Source organism: Xenorhabdus sp. PR6a, from assembly GCF_028599065.1.
GTDB lineage: Bacteria > Pseudomonadota > Gammaproteobacteria > Enterobacterales > Enterobacteriaceae > Xenorhabdus > Xenorhabdus doucetiae.
This window is the reverse complement of record NZ_JAQRFJ010000033.1, coordinates 12566-26086: the sequence shown is the minus strand read 5'-3', so window position 1 is coordinate 26086 and position 13521 is coordinate 12566. Positions and strand designations below refer to the sequence as shown.

General features: G+C 46.8%; 13 protein-coding genes. All 13 read left to right on the top strand.

Going from position 1 to position 13521, the window contains the following annotated elements; all coding sequences use genetic code 11:
• Positions 1–2 precede the first annotated feature (2 nt).
• The 13 genes from rsmG (at position 3) to asd (ending at position 13435) form a co-directional block, all read left to right on the top strand.
• A complete protein-coding gene (gene rsmG, locus PSI15_RS10525; protein ID WP_273583495.1) occupies positions 3–623 on the top strand; it encodes a 16S rRNA (guanine(527)-N(7))-methyltransferase RsmG in 621 nt (206 codons plus the stop codon).
• 611 nt (positions 624–1234) lie between these two features.
• Positions 1235–1612 (top strand): F0F1 ATP synthase subunit I, encoded by a 378-nt coding sequence (gene atpI / locus PSI15_RS10520; protein WP_273583494.1) that lies wholly within the window; start codon positions 1235–1237, stop codon positions 1610–1612.
• A gap of 31 nt (positions 1613–1643) precedes the next feature.
• A complete protein-coding gene (gene atpB / locus PSI15_RS10515) occupies positions 1644–2468 on the top strand; it encodes a F0F1 ATP synthase subunit A (protein ID WP_045967713.1) in 825 nt (274 codons plus the stop codon).
• Positions 2469–2520: 52 nt separating this feature from the next.
• Positions 2521–2760: a F0F1 ATP synthase subunit C gene (atpE, locus tag PSI15_RS10510; RefSeq protein WP_045967711.1), complete on the top strand. Its 240-nt coding sequence runs from the start codon at positions 2521–2523 to the stop codon at positions 2758–2760.
• 55 nt (positions 2761–2815) lie between these two features.
• Complete coding sequence (gene atpF / locus PSI15_RS10505; protein ID WP_045967709.1) at positions 2816–3286, top strand: F0F1 ATP synthase subunit B; 471 nt, start codon at positions 2816–2818, stop codon at positions 3284–3286.
• A 12-nt stretch (positions 3287–3298) separates the two neighbouring features.
• Complete coding sequence (gene atpH / locus PSI15_RS10500; RefSeq protein ID WP_045967707.1) at positions 3299–3832, top strand: F0F1 ATP synthase subunit delta; 534 nt, start codon at positions 3299–3301, stop codon at positions 3830–3832.
• A gap of 14 nt (positions 3833–3846) precedes the next feature.
• Entirely contained in the window at positions 3847–5388 is a 1542-nt protein-coding gene (atpA, locus tag PSI15_RS10495; RefSeq protein WP_273583493.1) for a F0F1 ATP synthase subunit alpha, read from the top strand.
• A gap of 73 nt (positions 5389–5461) precedes the next feature.
• Entirely contained in the window at positions 5462–6325 is an 864-nt protein-coding gene (gene atpG, locus PSI15_RS10490; protein WP_086109484.1) for a F0F1 ATP synthase subunit gamma, read from the top strand.
• A gap of 34 nt (positions 6326–6359) precedes the next feature.
• The gene (gene atpD, locus PSI15_RS10485) at positions 6360–7742 is read left to right on the top strand and encodes a F0F1 ATP synthase subunit beta (RefSeq protein WP_273583492.1); all 1383 of its coding nucleotides are present in this window, start codon (positions 6360–6362) and stop codon (positions 7740–7742) included.
• A gap of 21 nt (positions 7743–7763) precedes the next feature.
• Positions 7764–8186 (top strand): F0F1 ATP synthase subunit epsilon, encoded by a 423-nt coding sequence (locus PSI15_RS10480; protein WP_045967700.1) that lies wholly within the window; start codon positions 7764–7766, stop codon positions 8184–8186.
• A gap of 207 nt (positions 8187–8393) precedes the next feature.
• Positions 8394–9782 carry a bifunctional UDP-N-acetylglucosamine diphosphorylase/glucosamine-1-phosphate N-acetyltransferase GlmU gene (glmU, locus tag PSI15_RS10475; RefSeq protein WP_273583491.1) on the top strand — a complete coding sequence of 463 codons (1389 nt, stop codon included), beginning with the start codon at positions 8394–8396 and terminating at the stop codon, positions 9780–9782.
• Between the two features lie 136 nt (positions 9783–9918).
• On the top strand, positions 9919–11763 hold the full coding sequence (gene glmS / locus PSI15_RS10470; RefSeq protein ID WP_273583490.1) for a glutamine--fructose-6-phosphate transaminase (isomerizing): 1845 nt from the start codon (positions 9919–9921) through the stop codon (positions 11761–11763).
• Between the two features lie 541 nt (positions 11764–12304).
• Positions 12305–13435, top strand: coding sequence for an aspartate-semialdehyde dehydrogenase (gene asd / locus PSI15_RS10465; protein ID WP_273583506.1), 1131 nt, complete (start codon positions 12305–12307; stop codon positions 13433–13435).
• Positions 13436–13521 lie beyond the last annotated feature (86 nt).

The following is a 13521-nucleotide window of genomic DNA, read 5'->3' as shown; positions in this document are numbered from 1 at the left end:
TTTTGCTTAACAAATTGGAATCACTGCTGGCGAAAGCGGACATTGAGTTATCACTGGGACAAAAACAGCAGCTCGTCGCCTATGTTGACATGCTGAATAAGTGGAACAAGGCCTATAACCTGACCTCTGTCCGTGATCCGCAACAGATGCTGGTTCGTCATATTATCGACAGCATCGTCGTTAATCCATTCCTGCACGGAACGCGATTTATTGATGTGGGAACAGGGCCTGGCTTGCCAGGCATCCCGCTGGCCATTGTACGTCCAGATTCCCATTTCACTTTATTGGACAGTTTGGGGAAACGTGTGCGCTTTTTACGTCAGGTTCAGCATGAACTGGGTTTGACCAATATTGAACCAGTACAGAGTCGGGTTGAAGAATTTATCCCTGAGCCTCTGTTTGATGGGGTGATTAGCCGCGCATTTGCTTCACTGCAAGACATGCTGTCATGGTGCAGTCATCTTCCCAAACCCTCTGAAGGGCGTTTTTATGCCTTGAAAGGCGTATTACCGGAAGATGAATTGGTTCAATTACCAATGGGGATTGTGCTCGACACCGTGATTCCTCTCCAAGTTGCAGAGTTGGATGAGCAACGTCATTTGGTAATCCTTAAGTCAAACTAACTTTGTTATTTGTCAATAAAAATCTAAATAATTAGTGACGCTGATGACATTTAAAATGTAACGGGCGTTACTAATTATTTCCTTCCATAGGCTAAACTTTATTTACTGATGATTCACAGAAAACCAACGTTATTTTTATATTGGTAGAATTTCTCTTTTTAAAGATAGTTATCGATTTTCTTCATAAATAAACGTTGGAGAAAGTGAGTAAAATAATCATTGAATCTTTTTTATCGGTATATCAGATGAAACTTTATAGGTGTAATATTAATTGGTTGATTTTCAGTAGAAAAAATAAAAGATTTTTATCATATATTTAATGATAAATATAATTAATGGTTTTTGTTTGATGTGATGTGCATCACGTTTAATTTTGAGTCTGTACCCTTAGCCATGACAGAATATTAAATGGTATTTGTGAGCGATCTAGCAGCAAAGTTAGAAATTTAAATAATTATTCACTTTTTCGCTACTTATGGATTGAATTCATTTTGGCTGCCCGTATAATTTGCACGTTTTTGTCACTTGACACTCTTAAGCAAAGCCAGTTTTATACAACATTCAGTAAAGCCTGATATGTGATGGTGTACCACAGGGAGAAAACAAAAGTCATGTCTGTATCCCTTTACAGCGGTAGAACGGCACTGAAACTGTTATTTTTGCAGTTAATGACTTTTGTTATTCTCAGTGTAGCTTTTTGTACCAAAAGTATAGAGTGGGGCGTTTCTGCTTTTGCCGGCGGGTTGGCATGTTGGCTACCAAATGTCATTTTTATGCTGCTTAGCCGCTTCCAAAAGGTAAAGGAAGAAGGCGTTCCAGTACGGATTGCATGGTTTTTCGCGATTAGCGAAGGGGTGAAGGTTATCATGACGATAACCGTGCTGATAGTCGCTTTAGGGGTGTTCAAGGCGGCATTTGCACCACTTGGTGTGGCCTATTTAGCGGTGCTGATGGTGCAGATCATCGCACCTGCCGTAATGAACGGTTAGCGTTTTTAACAACAAAAGGGTAAAAAGCATCATGTCTGCATCAGGAGAAGTTTCAACTTCGGAGTACATAAGTCATCACTTGAAGCACCTTCAGTTGGACTTGCGTACCTTTGAGTTGGTCGATCCCCACGCTAGTGGTTATGAGGCGACGTTCTGGACGTTAAATATTGACTCGCTTTTTTTCTCCATCGTATTAGGGATGTTGTTTCTGTTTGTATTCAGAAGAGTCGCGGTTCGCGCCACTGATGGCGTGCCGGGGAAATTTCAGACTGCAATAGAAATGGTAATCGGTTTCGTGGATAACACTGTTCGTGATATGTATCACGGCAAGAGCAAAGTGATAGCGCCTCTGGCTTTGACTGTGTTCGTCTGGGTGTTACTCATGAACGCATTGGACTTGCTGCCAATCGATATGATTCCTTATGTCGGTGAACACTTCTTCGGCTTGCCTGCTCTGCGCATTGTTCCAACCGCAGATGTCAGTGTGACTTTGTCGATGGCCCTTGGCGTCTTTGTCCTCATCCTGTTTTACAGCATTAAGATGAAAGGAATTCGTGGTTTTGCGAAGGAGCTGACATTACAGCCTTTCAATCATCCACTGTTTATTCCAATTAACTTAATTCTGGAAGGGGTCAGCTTGTTGTCCAAACCGATATCACTCGGTCTGCGACTGTTTGGTAATATGTATGCCGGCGAATTGATCTTTATTCTTATCGCTGCTCTTTTACCAGTGTGGTCACAGTGGTTACTCAGCGTGCCTTGGGCGATTTTCCATATACTGATTATTACGTTACAAGCCTTTATTTTCATGGTTCTGACGATTGTTTATCTGTCGATGGCATCTGAAGAGCATTAATTTTTTATCAATCAATAATTGTGTTTTAACTTGAAACAAACTGGAGACTGTCATGGATATAAACATGGATCTGCTGTACATAGCTGCCGCTATTCTGATGGGTTTGGCGGCTATTGGTGCTGCGATCGGTATCGGCATCCTCGGGGGTAAATTCCTGGAAGGCGCTGCTCGCCAACCTGATCTGATTCCTCTGCTGCGTACGCAGTTCTTTATTGTCATGGGCCTGGTTGACGCCATCCCGATGATTGCTGTGGGCCTGGGCTTGTTTATGATGTTCGCTGTTGGCGGTTAATAAAACAGAACTTAAAATTACGCCAATTCATTAATTGAAATAGAGGTATTGTGTCGTGAATATTAACGCAACAATCCTCGGCCAGGCCATTGCGTTTGTCCTGTTTGTTCTGTTCTGCATGAAGTATGTATGGCCACCGATCATGGCGGCCATTGAAAAACGTCAGAAAGAGATTGCTGACGGTTTGGCTTCAGCAGAGCGTGCTAAAAAGAACCTGGACTTAGCGCAAGCCAATGCGACCGACCAACTGAAAAAAGCGAAAGCGGATGCCCAAGTTATCATTGAACAGGCTAATAAACAAAAAGCCCAGATTATTGATGATGCTAAAGCAGAAGCCGAGCTGGAACGTAACAAAATTGTAGCGCAGGCTCATGCTGAAATTGAAGCTGAACGCAAACGCGCTCGTGAAGAGTTACGTAAACAGGTTGCGATGCTGGCGATCGCAGGTGCCGAGAAAATCATCGAACGTTCCGTGGATGAAGCTGCTAACAGCGACATCGTTGATAAACTGGTCGCTGAACTGTAAGGAGGGAGGGGCATGTCTGAATTTGCTACGGTAGCTCGCCCCTACGCCAAAGCAGCTTTTGACTTTGCTGTAGAACACCAATCTCTTGAACACTGGCAGAACATGCTGGCGTTCATTGCAGAGGTGACTCGTAATGAGCAGGTTGGTGAGCTGCTTTCCGGTTCATTGGCACCGGAAACGTTAGCTAAAACCTTCATCACCCTTTGTGGTGAGCAGGTTGATGAGCATGCTCAGAACTTTATTCGTGTCATGGCAGAAAATGGTCGCTTGCTGGTACTGCCAGAAGTCTTCCAGCAATTTATCCAATTGCGTGCATCACTTGAATCGACTATCGATGTTGAAGTGATTTCTGCATCCGAACTGAATGAGCAGCAGCAGGCTAAAATTTCTGCGGCGATGGAAAAACGTCTGTCACGCAAAGTGAAGCTGAATTGCAAAATTGATAAGTCTGTTATTGCCGGCGTGGTTATCCGCGCAGGTGACATGGTGATCGATGGCAGTATTCGTGGCCGTCTGGATCGTTTAACAGACGACTTGCAGTCTTAAGGGGACTGGAGCATATGCAACTGAATTCCACCGAAATCAGCGAACTGATCAAACAGCGTATTGCTCAGTTCAATGTCGTGAGCGAAGCTCACAATGAAGGAACGATTGTTTCCGTTAACGACGGTATCATTCGTGTCCACGGTTTAGCTGACGTCATGCAGGGTGAAATGATCTCCCTGCCTGGCAACCGTTACGCAATTGCACTGAACCTGGAGCGCGACTCTGTAGGTGCGGTTGTCATGGGTCCGTATGCTGACTTAGCCGAAGGCATGAAAGTCAAATGTACTGGCCGTATTTTGGAAGTACCTGTTGGTCGTGGTCTGCTGGGTCGTGTTGTGAACACACTGGGCGAGCCGATTGACGGCAAGGGCGCGGTTGAGCACGATGGCTTCTCACCCATTGAGGTTATCGCACCCGGTGTTATCGATCGTCAATCCGTTGACCAGCCTGTCCAGACAGGTTACAAATCCGTTGATGCCATGATCCCAATCGGCCGCGGCCAGCGTGAGCTGGTTATCGGTGACCGTCAGACCGGTAAAACCGCTCTGGCTATCGATGCGATCATCAACCAGCGTGATTCTGGTATCAAATGTATCTATGTTGCGATTGGCCAGAAAGCCTCTACCATTGCTAACGTGGTGCGTAAACTGGAAGAGCACGGCGCACTGGAAAACACCATCGTGGTTGTTGCATCCGCTTCTGAGTCTGCGGCCCTGCAATATCTGGCACCCTACTCGGGTTGTGCGATGGGTGAATACTTCCGTGATCGCGGCGAAGATGCACTGATTGTTTACGATGACCTGTCTAAACAGGCTGTAGCATACCGTCAGATTTCCCTGTTGTTGCGTCGTCCACCTGGACGTGAAGCATTCCCGGGTGACGTTTTCTATCTGCACTCCCGTTTGTTGGAGCGTGCAGCGCGTGTTAACGCTGAATACGTTGAAAAATTCACCAACGGTAAAGTGAAGGGTAAAACAGGCTCTCTGACTGCGTTGCCAATCATCGAAACTCAGGCAGGTGACGTTTCTGCGTTCGTACCAACCAACGTTATCTCCATCACTGATGGTCAGATCTTCCTTGAATCTTCTCTGTTCAACTCCGGTATCCGTCCAGCGGTTAACCCTGGGATTTCAGTATCCCGTGTCGGTGGTGCGGCTCAGACTAAGATCATTAAGAAACTGTCTGGTGGTATTCGTACCGCTCTGGCTCAGTACCGTGAACTGGCGGCATTCTCCCAGTTTGCTTCTGATCTGGATGATGCAACGCGTAAGCAGTTGGATCATGGTCAGAAAGTGACTGAGTTGTTGAAACAGAAGCAGTATCTGCCAATGTCCATTGCACAGCAGGCCTTGTCTCTGTTTGCCGCTGAGCGTGGTTATCTGGAAGATATCGAAATCGCGAAAGTGGTCAGTTTCGAAGCTGCGTTGTTGGCGTATGCTAGCCGTGAACATGCTGATCTGCTGAAAGAGATTGACCAGTCTGGTGATTACAACGGAGAGATCGAAGCGAAGCTGAAAGCGCTGTTGGAATCCTTCAAGGCGACTCAGTCCTGGTAACACTATTCGGCCCAGTTTGATTTTATTTAATCAAAATAACACGGGCCGTCTGGTTGAATTCGGAGAAGCAGAAATGGCCGGCGCAAAAGAGATACGTACCAAAATCGCCAGTGTGCAAAACACGCAAAAAATCACTAAAGCGATGGAGATGGTCGCCGCGTCCAAAATGCGTAAAACGCAGGATCGCATGGCGGCCAGCCGTCCTTATGCAGAGACCATTCGCAGTGTGATTGGACACCTTGCGTTAGGTAATCTGGAATACAAACATCCATACCTTGAAGAGCGTGAAGTGAAGCGTGTTGGGTACGTGGTTGTTTCGACTGACCGTGGTTTATGTGGCGGTTTGAACATTAACTTGTTCAAAAAATTGCTGATAGAAATGAAAGACTGGTCTGATAAAAACGTCCAGGTTGATTTGGCACTTGTTGGATCAAAAGCGGTTTCTTTCTTTTCTTCTGTTGGTGGCAACATTGTTGCCCAAGTAACAGGGATGGGAGATAACCCATCATTGTCCGAACTGATCGGGCCAGTCCACGTCATGATGCAAGCATATGACGAAGGGCGTCTGGATAAACTGTATATAGTGACAAACAAGTTCATGAATACCATGTCTCAGGTTCCGACCATCACTCAGTTATTGCCTCTGCCAGCCGGAGACGATGAAACACTGAAGAAGAAGTCTTGGGACTATCTGTATGAACCTGATCCTAAGGCGTTGTTGGATACCCTGCTGCGCCGCTATATAGAATCGCAAGTTTATCAGGGCGTCGTTGAAAACCTGGCTAGTGAACAGGCCGCACGAATGGTAGCGATGAAAGCCGCGACCGATAACGGTGGCAACCTGATCAAAGAGTTGCAGTTGGTTTACAACAAGGCTCGTCAGGCCAGTATCACTCAGGAACTCACCGAAATCGTTTCGGGTGCTTCTGCGGTTTAACAGCTAGGTTTACGAATTACGTAGAGGATTCAAGATGGCTACTGGAAAGATTATCCAGGTAATCGGCGCCGTGGTGGACGTCGAATTCCCTCAGGACAGCGTACCAAAAGTATACGATGCCCTTGAGGTTAAAAACGGTGAAGAAAAACTGGTGCTGGAAGTTCAGCAACAGTTAGGTGGTGGGATTGTCCGTTGTATCGCAATGGGTACCTCCGATGGCCTGCGCCGTCATTTGGACGTAACTGATTTAGGACACCCAATCGAAGTCCCAGTGGGTAAAGCCACATTGGGTCGTATCATGAACGTATTGGGTGATCCCATTGACATGAAAGGTGAGATTGGCGAAGAAGAGCGCTGGTCAATTCACCGTACAGCACCCACCTATGAAGAGTTGTCCAACTCTCAGGAACTGCTGGAAACCGGTATCAAAGTCATGGACTTGATCTGCCCGTTCGCTAAGGGTGGTAAAGTAGGGCTGTTTGGAGGTGCGGGCGTAGGTAAAACCGTTAACATGATGGAGCTTATCCGTAATATCGCGATCGAGCACTCAGGTTACTCCGTATTTGCTGGTGTGGGTGAACGTACCCGTGAAGGTAACGACTTCTATCATGAAATGACCGACTCAAACGTACTGGATAAAGTGTCTCTGGTATACGGTCAGATGAATGAGCCACCAGGAAACCGTCTGCGTGTCGCATTGACCGGTTTGACCATGGCGGAAAAATTCCGTGATGAAGGCCGTGACGTTCTGCTGTTCGTTGACAACATTTACCGTTATACCCTGGCAGGAACAGAAGTCTCTGCCCTGTTGGGTCGTATGCCATCTGCGGTAGGTTATCAGCCAACATTGGCGGAAGAGATGGGTGCGCTGCAAGAGCGTATCACCTCAACCAAAACGGGCTCTATTACTTCCGTACAGGCCGTTTACGTTCCTGCGGATGACTTGACTGACCCATCACCTGCGACAACCTTTGCCCACTTGGATGCAACCGTTGTATTGAGTCGTCAGATCGCATCCTTGGGGATTTACCCTGCGGTTGACCCGCTGGATTCAACCAGCCGTCAGCTTGATCCACTGGTTGTTGGTCAGGAGCACTATGACGTGGCGCGTGGCGTTCAGTCTATCCTGCAACGTTATCAGGAGCTGAAAGACATCATCGCCATTCTGGGGATGGATGAACTGTCAGAAGACGATAAACTGGTTGTGGCACGTGCCCGTAAGATCCAGCGCTTCCTATCCCAGCCATTCTTCGTTGCTGAAGTCTTCACCGGTTCACCAGGTAAATTCGTTCCTCTGAAAGACACCATCCGTGGCTTCAAGGGCATCCTGAACGGTGATTATGACCACCTGCCAGAGCAGGCGTTCTATATGGTTGGCTCCATCGAAGAAGCTGTGGAAAAAGCGAAATCGCTTTAATACGGCTGACGGGAGGTTGATATGGCTGCAATGACGTTCTCCCTGAACGTAGTCAGTGCTGAAAAACAGATGTTTGAAGGGCTGGTACAGAAGATTCAGGTGACAGGTAGTGAAGGTGAGCTGGGGATCTATCCCCAACACACACCACTACTTACTGCCATAAAACCGGGCATGATACGTATTGTTAAGCAGTTTGGTGAAGAAGAGTTTATCTACCTGTCGGGGGGTATTCTTGAAGTTCAGCCAAACGGCGTTATCGTACTGGCCGATACAGCGATCCGTGGTAAGGATTTGGATGAAGCTAAAGTGCTTGAAGCCAAGCGCAAGGCAGAAGAACACATCCGTAATTCTCACGGCGATGTTGATTATGCTCAGGCATCTGCTGAATTGTCGAAAGCGATCGCGAAACTTCGCGTTATCGAGCTGACAAAGAAAATGATGTAATCAGTACCTGATCGATTTCGAATTGCATCTCATCATTGATGCGGCAGCTTGAAAGACAAAGGGTACAGGCAGTGAGATAAAAAGCCAGTTGGTGAAAGCTAACTGGCTTTTTTGCTTTTATTGCATTTTTGCATTGCAAAATATGTGGCAATTTATTTTGCAAACAGGTTTACTTTCACACTTAAAATTAGAATTGTCAGGTTTCTTATGTCTATTATCTCAAACAGTAACAGTGCAAAAAGTGTCGTGATCCTTGCCGCTGGTAAAGGAACGCGCATGTATTCTGCCCTTCCCAAAGTTCTGCACTTGCTGGCCGGTAAACCCATGGTTCAGCATGTCATTGACACTGCAATGGAATTGGGTACTGAAAATGTTCATTTGGTTTATGGGCATGGCGGTGACCTGATGAAGCAAGTACTTGCTAACCAGAATCTGAACTGGGTACTGCAAGCGGAACAACTTGGTACGGGTCATGCTATGCAGCAAGCGGCTCCGCACTTTTCGGATGATGAAGATATTCTGATCCTTTACGGCGATGTGCCTCTGATTGGCAAAGATACCCTGGCGCGTTTGATTGCAGCAAAACCTGCGGGTGGAATCGGTTTATTAACGGCCATTCTGGATAATCCAACGGGCTATGGCCGTATCATCCGTGAACAGGGTGAAGTGACCGGCATTATCGAACAAAAAGACGCCTCGGAAGAACAGCGTAAAATCAACGAAATCAACACCGGCATTTTGGTGGCAAATGGCGGTGATTTAAAACGTTGGTTAGCTAAGTTGGAAAACAACAATGCCCAAGGCGAATATTACCTGACCGATGTTATTGCCCTTGCCCACCAGGAAGGCCGTCAAATCAAGGCCGTACACCCAAGCCGCTTAAGTGAGATGGAAGGGGTTAACAATCGCCTGCAACTTGCTGCTCTGGAGCGTATTTACCAGTCAGAACAAGCTGAAAAACTGCTGCTGGCCGGCGTCATGTTGTTAGATCCCGCCCGTTTTGATCTGCGGGGAACATTAGAGCATGGCCGTGATGTGGTGATTGATATTAATGTGGTTATCAAGGGGCATGTCACATTGGGAAATAATGTTCAGATCGGCTCTGGCTGTATCCTGAAAAATTGCGTGATTGGTGATGGGGCAGTGATTAGTCCTTACACTATCATCGAAGATTCTGAAATTGCTGCTGAGTGCACTATTGGGCCTTTTGCCCGTTTGCGCCCAGGTTCCAAATTGGCGGAAAAAGCCCACGTTGGTAATTTCGTTGAAATGAAAAAATCCTCGCTCGGCGAAGGTTCCAAGGCAGGTCACCTGACTTATCTTGGTGATTCTGAAATTGGCAATAATGTAAACATAGGTGCAGGAACCATAACCTGTAATTATGATGGCGCCAATAAATTTAAAACTATCATTGGTGATGATGTCTTTGTGGGTTCTGACACCCAATTTGTAGCACCAGTGACGGTTGCGAAAGGGGCAACGATTGGTGCTGGAACCACAGTCACAAAAGATATTGCTGAGAATGAATTGGTGATCAGCCGCGTAAAGCAAACCCATATTAAAAACTGGCCGCGTCCAGTCAAGAAAAATAATTAAGCTGTATTCATAATAAAAATCCCCATCTCTACAAAGCTCGGGGACGGCAAAGCCGCAACGCGATTTGCCGTAAGACAATCAGGTTGTGCGACATAAAAAGGGCGTTTATTCGCCCTGTTTTTAGGAATAAAACAAAATGTGTGGAATTGTTGGTGCTTGTGCACAACGAGATATTGCAGAAATACTGATCGAAGGTCTTCGCCGCCTGGAGTATCGTGGTTATGACTCTGCGGGTATGGCTGTTGTTGACGGTAAAAATGTTGACGGTGAAAATTGCATGACCCGTCTGCGTGAAGTCGGTAAAGTGCAGATGCTGGCTGATGAAGCGGACAAACAGCCTGTTATTGGTGGTACGGGGATTGCCCACACACGTTGGGCGACCCACGGTGAACCCAGCGAACGCAATGCCCATCCCCACGTTTCTGAACATATCGCGGTTGTGCATAACGGCATTATTGAAAACCACGAAGAACTGCGCGAAACATTAAAAGCGCGTGGTTACCGCTTCTCTTCTGATACCGATACAGAAACGATTGCCCACCTTGTTCACTGGGAACAGCAACAAGGCGGTTCACTGCTGGAAGTCGTTCAGCGTGTTATTCCACAATTACGCGGCGCTTATGGCACCGTGATTATGGATAGCCGTCATCCTGATGTACTGGTCGCTGCGCGCTCCGGCAGCCCACTGGTGATTGGTTTGGGGGTGGGGGAAAACTTCCTGGCATCCGACCAATTGGCGCTACTGCCGGTGACCCGTCGCTTTATCTATCTGGAAGAAGGTGATATCGCCGAAATCACCCGCCGTACCGTTCGTATCTTTGATGTACAGGGCGAAGCGGTCGAGCGTGAGCAAATTGAATCCAACGTTCAATACGATGCCGGTGATAAAGGGGTATACCGTCACTACATGCAGAAAGAGATTTACGAACAGCCAATGGCGATCAAAAGTACATTGGAAGGTCGTTTGAGCCATGGTCAGGTTAATCTGTCCGAACTGGGTGCTAACGCTGCGCAACTGCTGTCCCAAGTTGAACATATCCAAATCGTCGCCTGCGGCACCTCTTTTAACGCGGGCATGGTTTCGCGCTACTGGTTCGAATCACTGGCAGGCATTCCATGTGACGTTGAAATCGCTTCTGAATTCCGTTACCGCAAGCCGGCTCGCCGCAAAGGAAGCCTGCTTATCACCCTGTCCCAGTCTGGTGAAACGGCTGACACCTTGGCTGCCCTGCGTCTATCCAAAGAGCTGGGCTATCTGACTTCATTGACCATCTGTAACGTTGCCGGTTCCTCTTTGGTACGTGAATCTGAATTTGCCCTGATGACCAAAGCCGGCGCAGAAATCGGTGTGGCATCGACCAAAGCTTTTACCACCCAGTTAACCGTATTGTTGATGCTGGTGGCTTACATGGGACGCCTGAAAGGAGCGAATACCGCACTGGAACAGGACATTGTTCACGCCCTGCATGCCCTGCCAAGCCGCATTGAAAGCATGTTATCCAAAGACAAGCTGATTGAAGCATTGGCGGAAGACTTCTCTGAAAAACATCATGCCCTGTTCCTTGGCCGTGGCGATCAATACCCAATCGCCGTTGAAGGTGCGCTGAAACTGAAAGAGATCTCCTACATCCACGCAGAAGCCTACGCAGCGGGTGAACTGAAGCATGGCCCATTGGCCCTGATCGATGCGGACATGCCCGTGATTATCGTTGCCCCGAACAACGAACTGCTGGAAAAACTGAAATCCAACATCGAAGAAGTCCGCGCCCGTGGCGGTTTGCTGTATGTCTTCGCCGATCAAGATGCCGGTTTCACCAACAGCGAAAACATGAAGATCATCCCCCTGCCCCACGTAGAAGAGTTGATTGCCCCGATCTTCTACACCGTGCCACTGCAACTGCTGTCTTACCACGTTGCCCTGATCAAAGGCACGGATGTGGATCAGCCGCGTAACCTGGCGAAATCAGTGACGGTGGAGTAATATTTATAGTGCGTTGTTAATATAGACGTATAGTAAAATAAGTACTTTCTAAATCCGGTTATGCGGAAGCTGACCGGGTTTTTTTATAAGAGGAAAATCATAATAGAGACTTATCACTACATATTAGGATGTTGACAATATATAAAATGGATAAAATAAAAGTGTCTGAAACTATTTTATTACAGCCGTACTTTTACTGATTGGGTTATTATCGGCTATCATATTACCTAAACAGTCATGTATTCAACCCGTTGACATGTGTTAGATATAGAATTCATTTTCAATAAAAGTACCAATGACCTTATCTAAGTACCAAAGCCGTAATAATAGCAAAATCAGTGCATTATCTGATGCTCAGAAAACTAAGATATAGCATCAGTGTCCGAATTTATTAAAGCACAATCCCCCTCCTGAGTCACGAAGTGCGAAGGTGGGGGAGAATGTCAAAGTTCATAAATAAACTTGCACCTTTCACTATATTTTGTCAGTTTTAGTCATGTCAGTGTGTCTGACGAATATCTTTCAAGGCAGGGTAATTATGATGAAAAGTGTAGGTTTTATCGGCTGGCGTGGCATGGTCGGCTCAGTCTTAATGCAGCGGATGGTGGAAGAGCGGGATTTTGATCAAATCAATCCGGTTTTCTTCACCACTTCCCAACACGGGCTTCCAGCTCCGAGCTTTGCAATAAATAGTGCAATAAATAGTGCAGAAAAATCAGGCGTACTACAGGATGCTTTTGATATCGAGGCATTGAGTGCGCTGGATATTATCATTAGCTGTCAGGGCGGGGATTATACCAATGAAATTTACCCTAAACTGAAAGCAACAGGTTGGCAGGGATATTGGATTGATGCGGCTTCTTCCCTGCGTATGGATGATGATGCGGTCATTATTCTCGATCCTGTCAACTCCCAACATATTCAAGACAGTCTGAATAAAGGCATTAAAACGTTTGTTGGCGGTAACTGTACCGTGAGCTTGATGTTGATGTCATTGGGAGGATTATTTGCCAATGATTTGATTGAGTGGGCATCGGTATCCAGTTATCAGGCCGCTTCTGGCGGTGGCGCTCGTCATATGCGTGAACTGCTGGTACAAATGGGCATGCTGCATAATCAGGTTGCCGAGGAATTACAGAACCCCGCTTCCGCGATTTTGGATATTGAAAAACGTGTCACTGATTTTACCCGCAGCGGCACACTACCGACGGATCAATTTGGCGTTCCTCTGGCGGGGAGCCTGATCCCGTGGATTGATAAGCAACTGGAAAATGGGCAAAGCCGTGAAGAGTGGAAAGGGCTGGCGGAAACTAACAAGATTTTGAATACGGGCAATCATGTGATCCCGATTGATGGTCTATGTGTCCGTATCGGGGCATTGCGCTGCCATAGTCAGGCATTTACCCTGAAATTGAAAAAAGATATCCCGATCCATGAAATTGAAACCCTGCTGGCTTCCCATAATGATTGGGTGCGCGTGATCCCGAATGATCGTGAGCTGACGATGCGGGAATTAACACCGGCTGCGGTCACAGGTACGTTGAATACGCCTGTGGGTCGTCTGCGTAAACTGAATATGGGGCCGGAATATTTGTCTGCCTTTACGGTGGGCGATCAGTTGTTGTGGGGTGCGGCTGAACCGTTGCGCCGTATGCTGCGTATTTTGCTGTAGGAAAAATCCAATCGTTAATTGGATTCGTGGAAATAGGCCGCCAATTGGGTAGATAAATTGGCGGTTTGAATTTTTATCATTAATAC

Excerpts from the sequence above, each read along its gene's own strand:
- atpI (WP_273583494.1), top strand. The coding sequence starts at position 1,235 with ATGTCTGTATCCCTTTACAGCGGTAGAACGGCACTGAAACTGTTATTT.
- atpB (WP_045967713.1), top strand. The coding sequence starts at position 1,644 with ATGTCTGCATCAGGAGAAGTTTCAACTTCGGAGTACATAAGTCATCAC.
- atpE (WP_045967711.1), top strand. The coding sequence starts at position 2,521 with ATGGATATAAACATGGATCTGCTGTACATAGCTGCCGCTATTCTGATG.
- atpH (WP_045967707.1), top strand. The coding sequence starts at position 3,299 with ATGTCTGAATTTGCTACGGTAGCTCGCCCCTACGCCAAAGCAGCTTTT.
- atpA (WP_273583493.1), top strand. The coding sequence starts at position 3,847 with ATGCAACTGAATTCCACCGAAATCAGCGAACTGATCAAACAGCGTATT.
- atpG (WP_086109484.1), top strand. The coding sequence starts at position 5,462 with ATGGCCGGCGCAAAAGAGATACGTACCAAAATCGCCAGTGTGCAAAAC.
- atpD (WP_273583492.1), top strand. The coding sequence starts at position 6,360 with ATGGCTACTGGAAAGATTATCCAGGTAATCGGCGCCGTGGTGGACGTC.
- PSI15_RS10480 (WP_045967700.1), top strand. The coding sequence starts at position 7,764 with ATGGCTGCAATGACGTTCTCCCTGAACGTAGTCAGTGCTGAAAAACAG.
- glmU (WP_273583491.1), top strand. The coding sequence starts at position 8,394 with ATGTCTATTATCTCAAACAGTAACAGTGCAAAAAGTGTCGTGATCCTT.
- glmS (WP_273583490.1), top strand. The coding sequence starts at position 9,919 with ATGTGTGGAATTGTTGGTGCTTGTGCACAACGAGATATTGCAGAAATA.
- asd (WP_273583506.1), top strand. The coding sequence starts at position 12,305 with ATGAAAAGTGTAGGTTTTATCGGCTGGCGTGGCATGGTCGGCTCAGTC.